This window comes from Acidovorax sp. WCS2018Noco2-16 (assembly GCF_031843945.1).
Classification (GTDB): Bacteria; Pseudomonadota; Gammaproteobacteria; order Burkholderiales; family Burkholderiaceae_C; genus Paracidovorax.
The window spans coordinates 383712-402274 of sequence record NZ_JAVTJJ010000001.1 but is presented as its reverse complement, the minus strand read 5'-3'; the positions used below and the strand labels follow the sequence as shown (position 1 = coordinate 402274).

Annotated in this window: 15 protein-coding genes and 2 tRNA genes; 8 read left to right on the top strand and 9 right to left on the bottom strand. The window is 65.2% G+C overall.

Features of this window, described 5'->3' with window-relative positions:
* Positions 1-8: 8 nt before the first annotated feature.
* The 4 genes from RQI28_RS01800 to RQI28_RS01785 form a co-directional block, all read right to left on the bottom strand.
* Complete coding sequence (locus RQI28_RS01800) at positions 9-1295, bottom strand: hypothetical protein (RefSeq protein WP_311220879.1); 1287 nt, start codon at positions 1293-1295, stop codon at positions 9-11.
* Positions 1296-1303: 8 nt separating this feature from the next.
* The gene (locus RQI28_RS01795; RefSeq protein WP_311220878.1) at positions 1304-3109 is read right to left on the bottom strand and encodes a DUF4384 domain-containing protein; all 1806 of its coding nucleotides are present in this window, start codon (positions 3107-3109) and stop codon (positions 1304-1306) included.
* Between the two features lie 157 nt (positions 3110-3266).
* Complete coding sequence (locus tag RQI28_RS01790; RefSeq protein ID WP_311220877.1) at positions 3267-3710, bottom strand: hypothetical protein; 444 nt, start codon at positions 3708-3710, stop codon at positions 3267-3269.
* Between the two features lie 104 nt (positions 3711-3814).
* Positions 3815-4276 (bottom strand): hypothetical protein, encoded by a 462-nt coding sequence (locus RQI28_RS01785; protein WP_311220876.1) that lies wholly within the window; start codon positions 4274-4276, stop codon positions 3815-3817.
* A 642-nt stretch (positions 4277-4918) separates the two neighbouring features.
* Between RQI28_RS01785 and RQI28_RS01780 the strand changes: the two genes are divergently transcribed.
* The gene (locus tag RQI28_RS01780; RefSeq protein WP_311220875.1) at positions 4919-5731 is read left to right on the top strand and encodes a response regulator transcription factor; all 813 of its coding nucleotides are present in this window, start codon (positions 4919-4921) and stop codon (positions 5729-5731) included.
* A 54-nt stretch (positions 5732-5785) separates the two neighbouring features.
* Positions 5786-6715, top strand: a complete 930-nt coding sequence (locus RQI28_RS01775) for an ATP-binding protein (protein WP_311220874.1) — start codon at positions 5786-5788, stop codon at positions 6713-6715.
* Positions 6716-6796: 81 nt separating this feature from the next.
* Here the strand turns inward: RQI28_RS01775 and RQI28_RS01770 are convergent, their stop codons facing one another.
* Entirely contained in the window at positions 6797-9229 is a 2433-nt protein-coding gene (locus tag RQI28_RS01770) for an AsmA family protein (RefSeq protein ID WP_311220873.1), read from the bottom strand.
* 277 nt (positions 9230-9506) lie between these two features.
* On the opposite strand from RQI28_RS01770, the gene RQI28_RS01765 reads away from it, so the two are divergent.
* The gene (locus tag RQI28_RS01765) at positions 9507-10427 is read left to right on the top strand and encodes a pseudouridine synthase (protein ID WP_311220872.1); all 921 of its coding nucleotides are present in this window, start codon (positions 9507-9509) and stop codon (positions 10425-10427) included.
* Between the two features lie 98 nt (positions 10428-10525).
* Here the strand turns inward: RQI28_RS01765 and RQI28_RS01760 are convergent.
* Positions 10526-10599, bottom strand: a tRNA-Gly gene (locus RQI28_RS01760).
* Positions 10600-10864: 265 nt separating this feature from the next.
* Here RQI28_RS01760 and RQI28_RS01755 point away from each other — a divergent pair.
* Positions 10865-11425, top strand: coding sequence for a fasciclin domain-containing protein (locus tag RQI28_RS01755; RefSeq protein WP_311220871.1), 561 nt, complete (start codon positions 10865-10867; stop codon positions 11423-11425).
* A gap of 192 nt (positions 11426-11617) precedes the next feature.
* Here RQI28_RS01755 and RQI28_RS01750 read toward each other — a convergent pair whose 3' ends face one another.
* A complete protein-coding gene (locus RQI28_RS01750; RefSeq protein WP_311220870.1) occupies positions 11618-11848 on the bottom strand; it encodes a hypothetical protein in 231 nt (76 codons plus the stop codon).
* Positions 11849-12095: 247 nt separating this feature from the next.
* Between RQI28_RS01750 and RQI28_RS01745 the strand changes: the two genes are divergently transcribed.
* Positions 12096-12377, top strand: coding sequence for a DUF2789 domain-containing protein (locus RQI28_RS01745; protein ID WP_311220869.1), 282 nt, complete (start codon positions 12096-12098; stop codon positions 12375-12377).
* 338 nt (positions 12378-12715) lie between these two features.
* Positions 12716-13111, top strand: coding sequence for a hypothetical protein (locus tag RQI28_RS01740; protein ID WP_311220868.1), 396 nt, complete (start codon positions 12716-12718; stop codon positions 13109-13111).
* Between the two features lie 63 nt (positions 13112-13174).
* Here RQI28_RS01740 and RQI28_RS01735 read toward each other — a convergent pair.
* A tRNA-Arg gene (locus tag RQI28_RS01735) sits at positions 13175-13251 on the bottom strand.
* A 223-nt stretch (positions 13252-13474) separates the two neighbouring features.
* On the opposite strand from RQI28_RS01735, the gene ybaL reads away from it, so the two are divergent.
* Positions 13475-15220, top strand: a complete 1746-nt coding sequence (gene ybaL, locus RQI28_RS01730; RefSeq protein WP_311220867.1) for a YbaL family putative K(+) efflux transporter — start codon at positions 13475-13477, stop codon at positions 15218-15220.
* Between the two features lie 193 nt (positions 15221-15413).
* On the opposite strand, the gene RQI28_RS01725 is transcribed toward ybaL, so the two are convergent.
* Positions 15414-17243 carry a M14 family metallocarboxypeptidase gene (locus tag RQI28_RS01725; protein WP_311220866.1) on the bottom strand — a complete coding sequence of 610 codons (1830 nt, stop codon included), beginning with the start codon at positions 17241-17243 and terminating at the stop codon, positions 15414-15416.
* Between the two features lie 286 nt (positions 17244-17529).
* On the opposite strand from RQI28_RS01725, the gene RQI28_RS01720 reads away from it, so the two are divergent.
* Positions 17530-18438 carry a rhodanese-like domain-containing protein gene (locus tag RQI28_RS01720; protein WP_311220865.1) on the top strand — a complete coding sequence of 303 codons (909 nt, stop codon included), beginning with the start codon at positions 17530-17532 and terminating at the stop codon, positions 18436-18438.
* Positions 18439-18563: the final 125 nt, after the last annotated feature.

The following is an 18563-nucleotide window of genomic DNA, read 5'->3' as shown; positions in this document are numbered from 1 at the left end:
TATAGCATTCAGCGTTGCGGCGGGCTGCGCCATTCCGGCGGCAGCAGCTCATACAGGGGCGACGGGTCACGGGTGAACGGCTGCGGGCTGGGGGCGGGCAGCACGGACAACAGCGCGCCAGACTGGCTCACGTCAAAGCGGGCCAGTTGCTGCATCCAGCTGATGTCGACCGTGCCGCCGGGAGCGGGGCGCGAATACACCAGCTCAAGCATGCGCCGCGCCGGGGCCGATCCGCTGGCCGATGCCTGCTGGTACAGGCGGATCGCCTCGGAGTAGTTCGACGGCACGCCATCGCCACGATGAAAGCGCTGCGCCTGCTGGAAGAGTTGCTCGCCGCTTTGGCGCGATGGCGTGTCGACCGTGGTGTCTGCCGGCTGCATGGCGGTAGCACGGGTGGCCACCGCTGTCGCGCGGGTGGGCTGCGCGGGAGGGGCGGCCACGGAGTCGCCCGGGCCGCGGGCTGCCAGCTGCTGCAAGTTGGCAGCGGCAGCGGGGGATCGCGGTGCGGCGGTGCGCAATTGCTCCAGCGCTGCGCTGGTGTCGCCCTGGGCGATGTTTTCGAGCGCCAGCTCGGTCAGCGCGCCGGCGCTGCCGGCACGGGCCGCGCGGGCCAGCAGCGCCCGGTGGGGCGGGGCGCTTTCGCTGGTTGGTGTTGCGCCGGGCGATTGGGCGGGCCGCGCCACGGGCAGCGGGGCCAGCCGCGTGGCGACCCACCAGTCGAGATACAGCGCCAGTGCCGGGTCGGCCGCGCGCAGCTGGCTGATCCAGGGGCGCGCAGCGGCCGGGTTGGGCGGCCCACCGCAGCCGTCGATGTCGCACCAGGCAAGGCCGGCGGGCGCGAGTGGGTGGCCGGCCTGGCGCGCGATGTCGAACCAGTGGCGGGCCTGCGCGGCATCCTGGGTCATGCCGACGCCGTGCAGCGACAGCAGGCCCATGAGCCAGGCCGCGTCGCGTTGCGCGGTGGACGGGCGCTGCGGAGCGCGGGCCGCACGGCGCGGGGCTTTCTGGCCGGTGGCGTCAGTGGGCGGCGCCGCGGCCGGGGCAGCGCCTTCGGCCAGGGCACGCAGGCGTTGGATGGGCTGGTCCATGGCGGGGTCGCCGTTGCCGGTCAGGCGGGGCGATGTGCTGGTCAGCGGTTGCGAGCCGATGGCGGGCTCGGGTGCGCCGAGCGATGGCGCCGAATGGCTGGCAGCAGCCTGCGTGCCTTGCGATGTGCAAGCCGCCGTCAACAGGCCGACCAGCAGCGCGGCGCGCACAGCGCCTGCGGCCGTTATGGGGGCGGGTCGGCAGCGCATGGCGCGGCTCACTTGGCAGCTGCAGGCGCGGCGGGTGCCGCGGCCCTGGGTGCAGCGGCGGGCGCTGCCGGCGCTGCGGCGGCGCGGCGCGGTGCCACTTCCCAGAAGAGGGCGTTGCCGGTGTAGCTGTCGGCACCCACCGTGGCGGCGATGGCCTGGTTCACGCTTTCAAGCGTGGTGTAGCCGGTGATCGGCTTGAAAGCGGCGCCGCGCAGTGGCTCGGGCAGGCGGGCGGTCACGTCCTCATCGGTGGCAAAGCAGGCCACGCCTTCGTTGCCGGGGCTGCCGGCGTCCATCACGAAGCCGGGCAGCGGGCTCATCCAGTCGGGAATGCGCACGGCCTGGCCGGCGGAAACCCAGCCCGACGTGTTGGTGGCGTTGGGCAGCAGGCGAATCACCGAGCCATCGGCACTGCCCATGTAGCACGACAGATAAGAAGCGCGCGAGACGGTGCCCGAGAGGAAGATTTGCTCGCCCACCTCGAACGCCTTGCGGTCGAGCAGCACGTTCTTGATCTGCAGGTCGATGCGGCGGTCGGGCGCGGCGGCTCCGTAAGTGGCTTGTATCAGCTGGGCCACATCGGTGCCCGCCGCGGCGGCGGCCGGCGCCACCATAGAGGCGGGAATCGGCGCCGTGGCGGCCACGGCCACTGGCGTTCCGCTCTTGGTTTCCCAGCCTACGCGCACCAGCTTGCCGTCCGGCCCCAGGGCCACGAAGCTGCGCATCGCACGTTCGTACGTGGCGAAGTCCACCACGCCGCTCACGACCATGCCCTGGTCGGCCTGAAAACGCGCGAGTGCGTCGCGCAGGCGGGCCAGCTCGGCAGGGCCGTCGCCCGCGTCGGTGGCGGGCAAGTAGCCCTGGCTGCTGAGCGAGCCGCGCACCAGTTGGCGCTGCGAGATGGCATCGCCTTCGTCGTACCAGTCGCGCAGCTGGCGCTGGAAGTCGGGGTGGGTCTGCTCCAGGGTCAGGCATTGCCAGTAGGGCACGCGGGCCCACTTGCCGACCAGCTCGATCATGGAGAGTTCGACCAGCGTGCGCACGGCGGGGCCGGAGCCCTGCGCATAGTCGCGCCCCACGCTGAACTGCACGCCGTAGCTGCCGATGCGGCCGGCCAGATCCAGCCCTTGGCCGCCAGTGCCAATGATGATTTCGTTGGCCGAATCGAGCCCCGGAATGATGGTGCGGGTGCGGAAGTCGCCCAGGTGCATCTCCAGCCCGATGACGGTGGTGTTGCGCGTGCGGCTGTAGCCGGTTTCAAGGCGGCTGGCCGAGGTGCCCACTTCGGCGTTGTTGCGCAGCACGTTCTGGTCCACGAACGCGATGGCGCCCGACACGTAGAGGGCCGGGCGCTGCAGCTGAATCTGGTTGTTGTTCAGCAAGATGGTGGTGAGGTTCTGCACCGTGTCTTGCCGGGCGATGTCCACTTCGTAGTCGACGTAGCGGAAGGCGTTCGACAGGCGCGACATTTGCGAGAGCGCGGTGATCACCATGTCCTTGGTGGCCACTGCCACGCGGCCCGAGTAGTCGGGAATCTGCTTGCTGCTGATGAGCACCGTGGGCATGCGCGTGGCCCGGAACAGGTGGTCCATGCACATCAGCGAGTCGGAAAAGCTCGACAGCGAACGCACGGGCCGCACGGTGGGGCGGTCGGCCGCGTAGCTGTGGGTCTGGAATTCGGCGTCTTCGCGCGCATTCAAGGGCGCGGCGCAGCCGGCGACCAGCGCGGCGGCGGCGCAGGCCAGCGCCATACAGGCCAGCCGAAGGCGCGGCAGGGGGCCGCGCGTGGCGACGGGTTCAGTGGTGGTAGTCATGCGCGTATCCCTCGGCGCCCGTGCGGGAGCCTGCCGCGTAGCCGCGTTCTGGCGGTTTCGGCGTTCTGTGTTCTGGTGTTCGATTCGGTCGCCGCAAAGGCACCCGCGGTGGGGCCTGCTTGAGCGCTGGCAGACCGCTAGATGTGCGTGGTGGTTCTCAACGGCAAGCGTTGATGAGGTCTCCGCGCAGCACGACCACTTGGTCTTGCTTGCCGGGGCCGTAGTTGTTGAACGGCGTTTGGGCGGCCGTGTTGCTGCCGACTTCCTGCACGCAGGTCTTGCGGAATCCGTCGTTGCTGACAGTGGTCACGACGTCGTTGTCCGTGGCGATGCCGCTGGTGTCGGCCGAATAGGCTTTTGCCGTATAGCGGGCGACCTTGGCGCGCAGCGACGATGGCATCTCGCTGAGGGTCTCGAGCCCCTGCGACTTGGCGCCACTGCCCAGAGGCAGCGACAAGTACTGGACTGGGCCTCGCAGCACGACCGGATCTTCGCCCGGCGCTGCCACCGCGGGCGTGAGCCAGCCCACCGTGCAGAGCAGGCCCACCAGGGCATAAGGCTTCGCGCGCAGCGTGCGTGACAGGGTCAAGATGGAGTTCATGGCCTCAGTTCCATTGGAAGCGGCTGTGCAAAAGACCGTCGCGCGGAGTGCTTGCGCACGGGGCGAGGCTCTTTCGCACGAGCCCGTCAAGATCGATCAACCGATCAGTTGCAAGTCTGGCAACCGTTGTTGGTCGACACGTTTTGCACTGCCTTGGAGTAGCCTGCAGCCGAGTTGCCGATGTAGGAGTTTTGAGCGGCAACCACTTGCAGTTGCACGCCTTCCACGTTCACGCGGCCCAGGTTGGTAGCCAGGCTTTGCGTGGCGACAGCGCTTTGACCGGAGGCCAAGTTGGCGATGCCGGCGTTCTGCGTAGCCACGACCTGGATCGAAGCGGCGTCGATCGACACGTTGCCGGCGTTGCTGGCCAGGTTCTGACGGGCTTCGCCGCCGCCGTTGGCCGTGTTGCCCACGGAGCTGTTAGCGACCGAGGTCACTTGGATGCTGGGGGCGTTGATGTTGATTTCAGGGGTGCTGGTGGTGCCACCGTGGTTGCCACTGTAGCCGCCGCCAGCGAAAGCGGATGCAGCGACCAGGCCCAGGGAGATGATTGCAAGCTTCTTCATGACACGTTCCTTGAATGAGAGAAAAATTTGCCGGATACCGACTGATTTCGGAACCCTGGCGGGGTGTGACGCAGACCCGGGTTTTGTTTTCTACGCTCCGTTGTCTGTGTCTGGCTGCAGTGTTCCGCAGCCCCGCCAAGGCGCCTATCTCCCCAATGGGGTACCCCATCTCATGCATTTTTTATATCGTCTTCTGCCACAGATAGCCCATGTTCTCCTCGTAGGAGGAAAGCGGGAGGGCTGTAGGAAAAGCTCCTGAAAGCCACAAAGACGCGGTAGTTTCAAGATGTAAACAAGGTAAACAATTAAATATTTGTGTTTAAACACAGCTTTGGCTTTTGCCGGGCGTTTTACGTGGAAAGAGTTAGTGAAAACCCTGGATTGAAATGGCCGTATTTACAGGTTTTCCAGTAAAAACAGCCGGAAGTACTGACCTGTACGGTAATTAAGCGTCAACGAAGATTCCATCTCTCCCTCAAACTAGGGAGTGTCTGGATGTGTCTTTTGTTGCTGAGCCTTAATTTTCTTGGGGGCAGTAGACCTTTATTTGCATTTCTTTTACCTTTCGCCCACGCCGCGATTTGCGACTGGTTACGGTTGCTTGCGCTGTGCGACGAATAAAAAGCAAAGTGAGGACATTTGATGTTGAGCCTGGACGAAACAAAGAGCCTCGTCCCCCCTGTCGTGCGCGCGGGTGACTCCACGCCCTCCGGCGCAGTGGCGACCGCTTCCAGCCCAGCCAGCGTGTGGCCCGACTTTCTGGCGGGCCAGGTGGAAAAACCCGTTCGCGTGCTGCTGGTGGACGACGACTCCCACATGCGCCGCGTGATCGCTCAAGAGCTGATGTCTGACCCGCGCACCTTGCTGGTGGCGCAGGCGACCAGCGTGCGCGAAGGCCGCAAGGCCATCAAGCAGCATGAGTTCGACGTGATGCTGGTCGACCTGAACCTGGGCGACGGCGAAGGCTTCACGCTCATCGACTACATGAAGAGCACGCGCCCCACGGCCGAGGCGGTGATGATTTCCATCATGGAAAACGACGACCAGGTGCTGCGGGCTTTCGAGCTGGGCGCTACGGGTTATCTGGTCAAGCATTCCTGGTTCGGCAACTATCCGCAGGCCGTGCTGCAGGTGGTCAACGGCGGGGCCTCCATCACGCCCAATCTGGCGCGCAGATTGCTGCAGCGCTTTGACTCGTCCAGCGCAGCGTCGCCCACGGCGCGGCTGCCGCTGCGCCCCGATGTCGATCGCGAGCGCGAGCCTGAGCGGCTGTCGCTGCGCGAAAAGGAAGTGCTGCGCATGGTGGCCAGTGGCTACACCAGTGCAGAGATCGGCACGCGCCTCTTGATCAGCGGCTTGACCGTGAACACCCACATCAAAAACATCTACCGCAAGCTGCAGGTGCGCACCCGCGCGCAGGCCGTGCGATTCGCGTCATTGCGGGGGCTTTTCTGAGCCCGGTCGGCCGCACCGCCAAAGCCCGCGCCCTGCACATGAATTGACCGAACCGTGTTCCGTACCCGCCCGCCAGCCTACGCGCTGGCCTGTATCTTCATCTGGGCCGTGCAATGCGTGCTCGACCTCTTCCTCTACTACTGGCTCGATACCGGTGTTGCGCGCAACCCCATCGATCTACGCACCTGGCAGCTCATTGACCTGGCATGCACGTTCGCCATGGGCGCTTTGCTGCTGCTGCAACTGCCACGCGCACTGCGTTGGCGCCCGCGCCTGAATGCCCGCCCCAGCCCCGAAGTGCAGCACGAGCGCGAGCGCATCGGGCGTGACCTGCACGACCAGGTGGGCTCGCAACTGGTGACCGCCATGGCCCTGCTGGACGCGCGCGACGCCGCCCATCGGCCCGCACTGGCGGCGCTGGAGCAGTGCATGCTGGACGTGCGGCTGCTGGTGGATTCGATGGACGGCTACGACGACACGCTGGCCGATCGGCTGGCGCGCCTGCGCCACCGTATTCAGCCGGTGCTGGACCGGCGGGGCATGCAGCTGGAGTGGGATGTGCACGCCTGGCCACACGTCGGCATGCCGGTGGGTGGCAGCGCACTGGAGCTGACCAACATCGTCAAAGAAGCCATCAGCAATGTGCTGCAGCACTCAGATGCCACGCGTTTGACCGTGTCGCTGCTGCATGAAACCTTGCCTGCGCCTGGCCATGCCGGCGGCGCCTGGCATCTGCGCATTCATGACAACGGGCGGGGTCTGGCAGATGCGGCTGTAGCGGCTGATGCGGTGAACGCGGCCAATGGAGTGATCGCGGCTGCGGCCGTCACGACTGTTCCGTTGCACGCCCTGATCAAGGGCCAAGGCATCGCCGGCATGGATCGGCGTGCGCGCAGCGCTGGCGGCACGTTGGCGTTGGAAGCCGGCGAGGGCGGTCGGGGCCTGTGTGTGCACGTTACCGTGCCGGATCCCGAACGTCGCTGAAGCCTGCCACTGCTATTGCTATAAAAGATATAGCTGCCAACGCTTATGGAATAAGCGCTAGCAGCGTATTTGAATCAAAAATCAACGTGGTGCCGCCTGCCGTGGCGTGGGCGATGCGGCACCCGCCTTGCCTGCCTTGACCGCATCGTTGGCCCGCGCCAGCAACTCAGCGCAATGCGCGTCGTCCTCGGCTGCCGGCACCGTGATCGGCAAAAGCGCCAGCGCGACGGGCGCAACGGCGGCAGCGGCCACCGCCGCGCCGGCACGCAGCAGCAGCGGGCCAGCCTCCAGGCCGACCTTGGGGTCATCGAACGTGCCACGCACATACAGCGGCGTGCGCAGCGACAGGAACTTCCACTTCAGCGATTCCGGCTTGATGCGCAGGTTCATCTGCTCATTGCGCAAATCGACCGTGCCGACGGCTTCCACCAAGGCCTCTTCGGTGCTGAGCTTGACCGAGCGCGTTTCGGCAACGCCCTCGCGCACGGCAAAGTCAGCGACTGCGCAGCGCAGCTTGACTTCTTCGTTCTCGCCGAAGAGCCGCGACACCACCACACTGCCCACGTTCAAAGCAGCCAGGTCCAGCATCTGCTTGCTGAACGTGCCGTCGCGGATGTACAAGCGCGCTTCGCCGGAACTGCTGCCCAGCATGCGCGCAACCGAATTGCCAGTAGCCGACAGCGCCACGGCGCCGTCCAGGCGACCGAAGCTCTTCTCCATCAACTCGACCTTGGGGAAGAGGGCGGACAGCCGCAGGCCTTCGACTGAGCCCCGCAGCTGGGTCTTCAGCGGGCCGTCGCGCGCGTCGAGCACCACACGCGAATCGATCTTGCCTTGGGCCACGCCAAAGCGCAGAGGCGCCAGCGTGAGCTCGGCATTCTGCAGCTTGGCGTGGACGCTCAGGTTTTCGATGGGCAAGCTGTCTGGCCGGACGATGCGTTCGCCAGTGAAGGTCAGATCCAGATCCATCGCGTTCCAGCGGTCGGTGGCAAAGGCCGAGTCGGGCAACACCTTGCCCGGGCGCTTGGAGGTGCCCTTTTCCTGCGCTCCCTCGCCGGTGGGGGCGCCCACGATCGGTCCGAGGTCTGCCAGACGCAGCTGGCGCGACGTCATGGTGCCCTTGAGTTGCGGCCGGGGTTTGGCGGAGGTGTAGGCCAGGCTGCCCTGCAAATCGCTTTCGCCTACTGAGCCGCGAAAGTCGCGGTATTCCCACGTAGCGCTTTCCGGAGCCAGGCTGCCGACCAGGCGGCCGCGGGTCTGGAACGGCGGTGTGTTCGGCAGCACGATGCCCGTCAGCTCATACAGGTCGGCCATGCTGGACGCTTTCAGCGCCACCTGAAAATCCAGGCCCGAGAGCGCGGCCGGGTTGGCCAGAATGCCCTCGGCTTCAGCCTGCACGCTGCCGGCGCGGGCTTTGAATTGCAGTGGGTAATTCACCACCTGCTCGCGCAGCGACAACACCGAGCCGCCCTGGCCCTGGCCTTCGATGCGCGCCTTGCCGTAGCGGCCTTGCAGCGCAACGCGCACGCCGTAGGGACTGGTGGTTGCGCCCTGCGCGGCAACGTCAGCCTTTGGGCTGGCGGCAAGGGTCGCGGCCGGGTCGATGGTGTCGACGCGTGCGCGCAAAGCCAAGTCTTTGGTGCCGTCTACATAGCCCAGCCAACCGCCGCGAATGATGAGCTGCCCCACGCTCAGGTCCCATGGGTTGTCGTTCGCCGGCGTCGCGTCGTCGGCTTTGTCGCGTTTCGTGAAGGTCCAGTTGTTCGTGCCGTCGGCTTTGCGGCCCAAGGCGATGTCCGGCGCGGTCAACACCACCGTGTCGAGCACCACGTTGCGCGCCAGCAGTGGCCACAGGCGCAGTGTGGCGCTGGCACTGCCCAGCGTTGCCATGGTTTGCGATCCGCGCTCGGGTGCTTCGGCCGTGGTGGCGTTCGACTGTTCCAGCGCCAGCGCGCGTGCCGCATCAGACGCGCGTGCTTGGGCAGCTTGCGCGTCTTGTGCTTGCGACGCAGCGGCGCTTGCTGCCACGGCCGGTGCAGGCGCGGAGGCACTGGCTGTGCGAGGTGGTGCCGAAACCGTCTTCTGGCTTTCACTGCCGGCAGGTTGCTTCGGCTCTTGCTTGCGGGGCAGGGCGGGCAGCGCTTTGTCGCCCCGTGCTGGTTCCTGGGCGATGGTGAAGCCCTCGGGGTTGTCCATCACCAGTTGCTGCGCCTGCACCGTCACCCCCGGCACCCACCGGCGCCAGCCAGCCTCCAGCGGCTGCGGCCAATGCCAGTCCACCGACAAATCGCCTTCGATGGCGAAATGCCGGCCGGTGGCCTCGCTCACCTTCGCGTTCACCCAGGGGCGGTGCCGGTTCCAGTCCCAGTGCGTGAGCACCACCAGTGCCAGGACGATCAGGGCGATCAGCGTGGCGATGACTCCCAGAACCCAGCGCAAGATGCGCCAGCGACGCGGCGAGCCGGTGGAGGAGGCCGCAGATGCGGCGGTGTTTTGGGACGTAGGCGTGGACATGAATTCAGCGAGCCGGTGCCCGTGTCGATTTGGCTTGAATTCGATGAAGTAGGCCACACGGTGCCCGGCCTCAGATGAGCGCGAAGCGCGGTGAGTCGATGCTAGTGCGGCAGGCCTTGCCTCGGCCCGGTTTGGTTCGGTTTGCCGCACTTGTCCTACAACAAAGATTGACCGTGAGTCTCGCAAGGCAAATGGCCTTCTAGCGCTTGCCTACCGGACCTTTGGTGCTACGTATTTGATAGTTTTTGAGAGGTGGTGCCGGCCTACAATTGCCGTCATGTTCAACCGCCAGGATCCCAAGGTTTTGCCCGTGCGTGACGGCGTGGGGCCCAGTTGTGTGGTGCTACCCGTCCAAGGCAGCGGCACATTGCTGGACTTTCTGGCGAGCCGCTTGCCCGTCGTGTCCAGAGACGGCTGGCGCCAGCGCATGTTGTCCGGCGATGTGGTGGATGAGCAAGGCGAGCCCGCCACGCCAGACCGCGCCTTCGTGCCGGGCCTGCGCCTCTATTACTATCGCGCGCTGCCGCAGGAAGCAGCCATTCCTTTCGAAGAAGCCGTGCTGTACCAGGACGAGCACCTGGTGGTGGCCGACAAGCCCCACTTCCTTCCGGTGGTGCCTGGCGGCGCATATCTTCAGCACACATTGCTGGTTCGCCTCAAACGTCGCCTTGGCTTGCCAGAGCTGTCGCCCATCCACCGCATCGACCGCGACACGGCCGGCCTGGTGCTGTTTTCGACCCAACGTGCCACGCGGGGCGCTTACCAGGCGCTGTTCAGGGATCGCGCCATCGGCAAGGTGTACGAAGCCACCGCGCCGTGGCGTGACGATGTCCGCTTTCCCCGCACGCACACCAGCCGCATTGAAGAAAGCGCGCAGTTCTTTCGCATGCAGGAAGTACCGGGCGAGCCCAACACATGCACGCACATGGAGTTGATCGAACACGCCGGCGCATGGGCGCGCTACCGCCTGTCGCCTGTCACCGGCAAACGCCACCAGTTGCGCGTGCACATGGCCGCACTGGGCCTGCCGCTCTGGGGCGACGCGTTCTATCCTGAGGTGAATGATCCGCCCCCCGGCGACTATTCGCACCCGCTGCAACTGCTGGCACAGGCGCTGGACTTCACCGACCCTGTGACGGGGACGCTGCGCAGGTTTGAAAGCCAGCGTGCGCTGCTTCCTCTGCAATCACTGACATGACTACGGCTATCCGTGCTGGCTGCGAGGCGGACAAAAGCCATCAACAAAAACGGGAGCGAGGGGGTTGGGATCTGTTGCTGCCAGCAAGCCAAGCATGCTGGAGCGGGTGAAGGGAATCGAACCCTCGTCAGTTGCTTGGGAAGCAACAGCTCTGCCATTGAGCTACACCCGCCAATCACGCGCTGCATATGAGTGTGCGGTGCCTGAAATCGGACTTGCTGTAGGCAGCAAGTTGCGGCGATTCTATCCAGATTTCTGGCGCACCCAGCAGTGTAGGTGCGCGCTCTGCGGCGCTGTAGGCGGACTTCCCGTTGTGAGTTTTCTCCATCATTTGATCTGCAAAGCGGCAATCCATCGCAGCCTATGTGCCGTAAGAGCTTGCAGTCGCCCGGCTTTCGGGTGGCACTGGCTCACAGTCAACACTCAGGAGATTACTCATGACCTATCGTATGACCGCACGCCTGGCCGCAGCTGGCCTGACTCTGGCCCTGTCGGCCGCAGCGATTCCTGCCATGGCGCAGGTCACGGTTGGTGGCGCACCCATGCTCCCCACCAAGGACATCATTGACAACGCAGTGAATTCGAAGGACCACACCACGCTGGTCGCGGCCGTCAAGGCAGCCGGTTTGGTGGAAACGCTCAAGGGCCCCGGTCCATTCACCGTCTTCGCTCCAACCAACGCGGCTTTCGCTGCGCTGCCCGCCGGCACGGTGGACACGTTGCTCAAGCCAGAAAACAAGGCCACCCTGACCAAGGTGCTGACCTACCACGTGGTCGCAGGCAAGTGGGATGCTGCAGCAATCTCCAAGATGATCGCTGACGGCAAGGGCACTGCCTCCATCAAGACGGTGGCTGGTGGCACGCTGACCGCCAAGTCGTCTGGCGGCAAGGTGATGCTGACCGATGAAAAGGGTGGCTCGGCTACCGTGACGATTGCCGACGTGTACCAGTCGAATGGCGTGATCCACGTGGTCGACAAGGTGCTGCTGCCCAACTAAGCCCGGTGACTAATGGCTGCCTGCACGCGGCAGCCACGGTCTGGGTCGTTGTGATTCTGAAGGCCAGTTTTCTAAGGAAGACTGGCCTTTGTTCTTTCGGTCTCGATTCGCAAGAGCGATTCGATGGTGCCTTTTGATCCAGCAAGGCTGCGTTTGCGACGTGGCGCCAGTGCTGGGTCGATAGTGATTAGGCTAAACGGCGCGCTGCTGCGCTTCCACGGTCGACTGCCGGCAAATATTGAGCCCGGTGGCCGTGAGCTTCAGTGCCCCACCGTCCCACTCCATCCAGGAACAGTGCACCAGTTCGTCGATGACGTCGTCACCGATCTGACCGGCTTGGTTGCTGCGAAGCAGACTTTGAATGCGCGGCAGTGCGGCGCGCAATTCGCCCTGGCGGTCTGCGGTGGTGATTGCAATTGCCATAGTGGCCTTCCCAGTGCTGGAACGATTTGACAGCCTAGCACGCGGGTCCTGTGGCCGTACGCAGGTGATGCGCGGCGGCAACGCCTGGCTGACGGCCGGTTTACAGGGGGTTGACTAGCTGAGCCGGGCCGCTGCTGCTGCAGAGACACACTGCCGCACAGGCGCGGAATACGCGATAGCAGCGTTGTCCGACGCGCCTGGCTTTGATTCACAGCTAACTTCAGCGCATATCTTTCACGGAGCCACCATGATCACAAGCGACCCCACCATGACCAACCTGTTTCTTCAACTAGGCTTGGATGAGAGCGCCCCAGCTATCGAAAAATTCATCCAGGAGCACCAGCTCCCGACAGCTGTAGAACTGGCAGACGCACCTTACTGGAACGATTCGCAGCGCCAATTCCTGATCGAGCAGTGGAAGGCCGACGCTCCGTGGGCTCTGACGGTGGATCAGTTGAGCGAGGCACTGCATGCCGAGGCGGTGCGCGCACGCACGGCTGCCGAGATTTCAGACGCACCCGCCAAGTAGCTAGACGGGCCATGCGGCTCGCACTCTGCGGGCGACATCAAAGGCCTATGAGCTTGCATGTCACCCAAGCCCAAGACCCGTACGGTTTGCGCCTTGCGGGTTTTTTCTGCATCGATCAAAACAGCTTTGGTGCAGTTTTTTGAGGGGGCCAACAACAATCAGCGCACTTTTGAAAGTCTCAGGGACTACTTTTTCCTGACTCCAGTCAAGAAAAAAGCCGCGTCCGGGTTTCGTCTTACAGGTAAGGGTTTGATCGGCTTTCGACGTCTCACTGGGTTGCCCATTACAAAAGTCTTGGGGACGCACCTTCATGTCCCCACCCATCCGAGGAGCACGCCATGAACCCGAATCTGACAACCACTCCGGTCACGTTGACACCTGCTGACCCTGATCTGGCCGAACAAGCGAACCCCGGCCACGGCATTCCATCACAGGACCCGGTCCCGGCAGCTCAACAACCGCTATCGTCTGCAGAGGCCGAACGCGAGTCGAAGTCCGTGTTGATGGGCGGCGGCGTCATGGCCGGCGCAGCAGCCGGTGCCGTCATTGGCGTGGCCGCTGCCGGACCGGTTGGCGTGATCGTCGGCGGCATCACTGGAGGACTTGCCGGGGCACTAGGCGGAGCCGCCGTCGGAAGCGCCAGCCGGGCGGATGATTCTGGCGCCGATTCGAATCTGCCACTGTCTAGTGATGAAGACCAGCAGGGCGACGCGAACCGGTTACCTCGTTCGTGATGGACACCCGAGATTGAAGCCGTTCCGCCACTGGACGGAAAACGCTTTTGACGAGTGAATGAATGGCCTGCCCGGAGGGACTCGAACCCCCGACCTATTGCTTAGAAGGCAATTGCTCTATCCGGTTGAGCTACGGGCAGATAGACGTCGTTGACAGCGCGGTGGCCAAACGGCCCCAGGCTCAGACGCCGAGCTCGCAGGAAGCGCGAGGGGGTGAATGATACCCGGGCTGATGGGACGCAATTTTCTCGCTGGCCCCGTTTTTGCGTGGGACTGGGTGTTGCGGTTATAACGACCCCGTCCTGTACCGATCGTGCAGCCGCATCCCGTACCCGTAGTCCGCCTCACACCACCAGTCCGCCCATGCACGACAGCCTGCCGCTCATCAACACCATCGCCGCCGCGTTGGGGCTGGCGCTTTTGCTGGGGTTTGCCGCCACGCGCGTGAAGCTGCCGGCGTTGGTGGGGTATTTGCTGGCGGGTGTGGTGATCGGGCCGTTTACCCCAGGCTTTGTGGCAGACCGCGAAATGGCGAGCCAGTTGGCTGAGATCGGTGTGATGCTGCTGATGTTCGGCGTCGGCCTGCACTTTTCGTTGGGCGATCTGCTGGCGGTGCGGCGCATCGCGCTGCCAGGCGCCGTGGTGCAGATGGCGGTGGCCACTTTGCTGGGCATGGGCTTGGCGACGTGGTGGGGGTGGGGGCTGGGCGGTGCGCTGGTTTTTGGCTTGGCGCTGTCTGTGGCCAGCACGGTGGTACTGCTGCGGGCGCTGGAAACGCAGGGCATTCTGGATTCGTACACCGGCCGCATTGCGGTTGGGTGGCTGGTGGTGGAAGACCTGGCCATGGTGCTGGTGCTGGTGCTGTTGCCACCGCTGGCTGGCTGGCTGGGCGGGCCTGAATCGCAGGCCAATGCGGAGCCTGCCAGCAGCGTGCTGCGCGCGGTTGGCATCACGCTGGCGCAGGTGGGCGCATTCGTGGCCTTGATGCTGGTGGTGGGGCGGCGCGTGTTTCCTTGGGTGCTGTGGCAGGTGGCGCGAACCGGCTCGCGCGAGTTGTTCACCCTGTGCGTGGTGGCGGCGGCCGTGAGCATCGCTTTCGGCTCTGCCGCGCTGTTCGGCGTGTCGTTCGCGCTGGGCGCTTTCTTTGCCGGCATGGTGATGCGCGAGTCGGAGTTCAGCCACCGTGCGGCGCAAGAATCGCTGCCGCTGCGCGATGCTTTCGCGGTGCTGTTCTTCGTGTCGGTGGGCATGCTGTTCAACCCCTGGGTGCTGGTGGAACGCCCGCTGCAAGTGCTGGGCGTGGTGGCCATCATCATCTTTGGCAAGACGCTGGCCGCCGCCGCGCTGGTGCTGGCCTTCCGCTACCCGCTCAACACCGCGTTGACGGTATCGGCCAGCCTGGCGCAGATCGGCGAGTTCTCGTTCATTCTGGTGGGGCTGGGCTCATCGCTGGGCCTGTTGCCACCCGAGGGCGCGAGCCTGGTGCTGGCCGGCGCGCTGATCTCCATCGCCGTGAACCCGGTGTTGTTTCGCGCGATTGCGCCGCTGCAGGACTGGTTGCGCGCACGTTCATCGTGGGCACGCAGCCTGGAGCAGCGCGACGACCCGCTGGCCGAACTGCCCATGACGACCGACCAGAAGTACCTGGCCCGCCAGGTCGTGCTGGTGGGCTACGGCCGCGTGGGGCAGCGCATTGCATCGGCGCTGGCGGCGCAAGACGTTCCCTTTGTGGTGGCCGAGCAGAACCGCGACCTGGTGGAAACGCTGCGCAACCAGGGCATCGCCGCCGTGTACGGCGACGCGGTCGAGCCTTCGGTGTTGATCCAGGCGCACATTGCGCGGGCCCACATGCTGGTGATCGCCACGCCGGACACGCTGAACGTGCGGCAGATCATCGAGACAGCGCGCACCTTGAACCCCGACATTGAAACCGTCGTGCGCAGCCACAACGAGGAAGAGGCCCGCCTGTTGGAGCAAGACGGAGTGGGCAAGGTATTTCTGGGCGAAGAGGCGCTTGCCGTTGCCATGACGGCCCACGTGCTGGACTGCGCAGACCAGCGCCATGCCCAGGCCACGGCGCCCGGGGCGCTGCACGAGCACCGGGCTTGATTTAAGGTGTTTTTGGCCTCTGGCGCTTATGTATCAAGCGCTTATAGCTATTAAATAAATAGCATTCGGTTAGCAAGCCACTCGCCGAAGATCAGCGTGTATCCCGGCCATACCAGCCTTAAATAGCAACGCGGCCCTGAAGTGGGCCGCGTTGCTCATTGCATGGTGACGGCGCGCGGCCGCCGTCTTTGCTTCAGTCTTCTTCAAATACCAGCGATGGCGGCGCCATGACCCGCGCGGTTTCGGTCAAGCCGCCGATCAGCCGGTTGGCGAAATAGCTGTTCTGCGTGTCGGGCTCCAGCGCGGCCACGGCGACGTTGGCCAGCGGCTGGTTCAGCGGCACGTAGAAGCTGCCGGCCGGTACGTCGATGGCGCTGCGGTTGGGCGTGACCTGCACGCGCACGATGTCGCCGCTGCCGGCCACCGTGCCGCGTACATCTTGGCGGGCCGAGGTGTCGCGGCCGGTTTCCTGATAAATGTCGGCCAGCAGCGAGCCTTGCTCTGCCACGCGCATCACCTGCAGGCCCAACAGGCGCAGGCGGTCCACGGCAGGCGCTGCGGTGCCGGCCAGCCAATAGCCGCAGGGGCGGGCGCGGGTCTTGACGGTACGCAGTTCCAGCGCCGAATTCCAGTCCACGCGCACCGATCGGTCGACGCCGGTCTGCGGGTCGAGCATGAGCAGGTCGCGCTGCGTGGCGGTGGGGCCGGCCTCGACGATCACCTGGCCGCGGCAGGCCTGCGCCGATATGTCGCGCGCGACGAACGATCGCACCTGTTCCAGGTTGGCTGCACGCTCCGCCGCACTGCGCAGCGCGCTGGACAGCGCCGTTACCTGCGTGTGCACCCGGCGCTGGATGTGCGTGCGGCCGATGCCCACGCCGCGTGTTTCCACCAGCAGGCTAACGGTGTTCTTCAGCCCGTTCACGTTGCGGCCGGTGTCGGGCTGCGTGCCGCCCATCGACACGCGGCGGTCTTCCAAGTCTGTCGACGTGGTGTAGTACCACTCGCTGGTCAACCCCTGCGCGGTCAGGCCGCTGACCATGGGCTGGTGGAACCATTCCACCGCCGCCTTGTTGATGAATTCAGGAATGTTGGCGGTGGTGGCGTGCTGCAGCAGCGCGTCGTAGCGCTGAATGCCGCCGAACTTCTGCAAAAAGCGGCCCACCACGGTGTATTCATGCGCATCGAGCACGGCCACGGGGCGGTAGTTGCGCACCAGCTTGGCCAGGGCCTGGGCCTCGGGCGTGTTCAGCAGCAAGTGGTCGCGGTTCATGTCGATGCCGTTGGCTGTCACGCGGGTGCCGGCATCGGCGCCGTCGGGGTTGGCACGGGGCACGACGATCACGTTGACGCGATCCAGCAGCGGCTCCAGCAGGCCTTGCGACAGCTCGCGCGCCATCACCAGCATGGCTTCGCCCGCGGCCGGCTCGTCGCCGTGTTGCTGGCCGATCAGCAGCACCGTGGGGCGGCCGCTGCTGTCCAACGCGGCCACATCGGTGCCGCCGGCGCGGGTCAGCACCAGCGCATGCACGGGCACGCCACGCTGCGACGCGCCCAGGTCAAGCAAGGCCGCCCGTGTGGAGCCTTTGACGGACGTGGCCAGGCCGCGCAGCCACTGGGCCAGCTCGGCATTGGTGGTGAAAGCGCGGCGGTCATCCGCCAGGCCGGGCGTTTCATAGCGCACCGATGGCGCGGGGAACCGCGCTGCGACGGCTTCGCTGTACGGCAATGGCTCGCCAGTGGCAACCGGCGCGGCCGCTGGGTCGGGCGCGCCGCCGAGCAGCGGGCTGGAGGCAATCGGCGTGGTGACCACTTCGGCGCGCTGCGTGCCCAGCGGCGGCGGCACGGCGCGTGTGCCGGTGGCCTGTGGCGCTTGCTGCCCAGCTTGCGGGCTGCCGGCGGGCCACGGGGGCAGCGGCGTGGTGGTGCCGCACGCGGCCAGCAGGGCGGCGGTGGCGACAACGCCCAGGCGCCAGGCGCTGCGGTGGAGGTGAGCGGACGAGAAAGCGGCGTGCTGGGGCATGGCTGTAGTGGGAGGTGGAAGTCCCTGGCTGCGGATCTGTACCAGATGTTACCTGCCGTCTCCCTACGATCCGGCGATACCGCACCGGCGTTGGGCGCATTGGTCGCACAGCAAGGTCATCGCTTTGCGCATAAGCAAGCGCGTTTTGCTTGTTTGGGCGGCGGCGATGCGCTGGCTACATTGCGTTGCATCGGCACGGAAACGAAGCCGGTTCCACCACTTCACCATGGATTCATTTCACCCAGGGCACCCGACATGGCAGCATGGCAGCGACACAGCAACCGGCATGGATTCAGCGTTGGGCCCGCGGCCTGCGCACGGGCTTTTGGTCGGCGGCCTGGCGTTTGCGGGTGTCGCCTTCGCCAGCAACACCGCTGCCACCAGCGCGCTGGTCACTACCGACTGGCTGGCGCAGAACCTGGCCAACTCCAAGGTCCGCGTGATCGAGGTGAGCGTGAACCCGGGCCTGTATGAACGCAGCCATGTGCCGGGCGCCGTGAACTTCTCCTGGCACAACGACCTGAACGACAAGGTGCGCCGCGACATCGTGAGCAAGGAAGCGTTCGAATCGCTGCTGTCCAAGGACAACCGCGCACCCGAATTTGCCGCCACCACCTACCGCGTGGGAGCTGTCAACAACCAGCTGCGCGCCCGCCTGTCCGACGCACTGGCCGCCACCGAAGGCAGGAGCGACGCCAAGCTGGTCGACATCCGCTCGGCGGACGAATACAGCGGCAAGGTGTTCGCACCGTCGGGTTTGTCTGAACTGTCGATCCGCGCCGGGCACATTCCCGGCGCCGCCAACGTGCCGTGGGGTCAGGACGTCAAGGAAGACGGCACCTTCAAGTCGGCTGACGATTTGAAGAGGCTGTATGCCGCCGTGGGCATCGATGGCAGCAAGCCGGTCATCACGTACTGCCGCATTGGCGAGCGCTCCAGCCACACCTGGTTCGCACTCAGCAAGATCCTGAGCTACAACGTGAAGAACTACGACGGTTCGTGGACCGACTACGGCAATTCGGTCGGTGGCGTGGTATTGGGCTGGGGTGCCATGACGGGACTGGGCTGCACCATCGGCACGATGCTGTCGGGCGGCATGGTAGGCGCGTTGTCGGGCTGGGTGTTCGGCGCGTCGATGTTCGCCCCCGTGGGGGCCGGGTTGTGGTTGATTCGACGCGGCGCTGCGATTCGGTAATTCTGAGTGTTTTAGGGCTCTAGCGCCCGATGGATAAGCGCAAGTAGCTATAAAAATAGTAGCGATGCGCCGGAGCTGAGCTTTGCCATTCCACGCCAGACAGCGCTTCGGCTGACGCACTCGCG

Coding starts and splice junctions, on each gene's coding strand:
- RQI28_RS01790 (WP_311220877.1), bottom strand. CDS start 3,710: ATGAACTCCATCTTGACCCTGTCACGCACGCTGCGCGCGAAGCCTTAT.
- RQI28_RS01745 (WP_311220869.1), top strand. CDS start 12,096: ATGATCACAAGCGACCCCACCATGACCAACCTGTTTCTTCAACTAGGC.
- RQI28_RS01755 (WP_311220871.1), top strand. CDS start 10,865: ATGACCTATCGTATGACCGCACGCCTGGCCGCAGCTGGCCTGACTCTG.
- RQI28_RS01720 (WP_311220865.1), top strand. CDS start 17,530: ATGGATTCAGCGTTGGGCCCGCGGCCTGCGCACGGGCTTTTGGTCGGC.
- RQI28_RS01795 (WP_311220878.1), bottom strand. CDS start 3,109: ATGACTACCACCACTGAACCCGTCGCCACGCGCGGCCCCCTGCCGCGC.
- RQI28_RS01765 (WP_311220872.1), top strand. CDS start 9,507: ATGTTCAACCGCCAGGATCCCAAGGTTTTGCCCGTGCGTGACGGCGTG.
- RQI28_RS01770 (WP_311220873.1), bottom strand. CDS start 9,229: ATGTCCACGCCTACGTCCCAAAACACCGCCGCATCTGCGGCCTCCTCC.
- RQI28_RS01740 (WP_311220868.1), top strand. CDS start 12,716: ATGAACCCGAATCTGACAACCACTCCGGTCACGTTGACACCTGCTGAC.
- RQI28_RS01750 (WP_311220870.1), bottom strand. CDS start 11,848: ATGGCAATTGCAATCACCACCGCAGACCGCCAGGGCGAATTGCGCGCC.
- RQI28_RS01800 (WP_311220879.1), bottom strand. CDS start 1,295: ATGCGCTGCCGACCCGCCCCCATAACGGCCGCAGGCGCTGTGCGCGCC.
- ybaL (WP_311220867.1), top strand. CDS start 13,475: ATGCACGACAGCCTGCCGCTCATCAACACCATCGCCGCCGCGTTGGGG.
- RQI28_RS01785 (WP_311220876.1), bottom strand. CDS start 4,276: ATGAAGAAGCTTGCAATCATCTCCCTGGGCCTGGTCGCTGCATCCGCT.
- RQI28_RS01725 (WP_311220866.1), bottom strand. CDS start 17,243: ATGCCCCAGCACGCCGCTTTCTCGTCCGCTCACCTCCACCGCAGCGCC.
- RQI28_RS01780 (WP_311220875.1), top strand. CDS start 4,919: ATGTTGAGCCTGGACGAAACAAAGAGCCTCGTCCCCCCTGTCGTGCGC.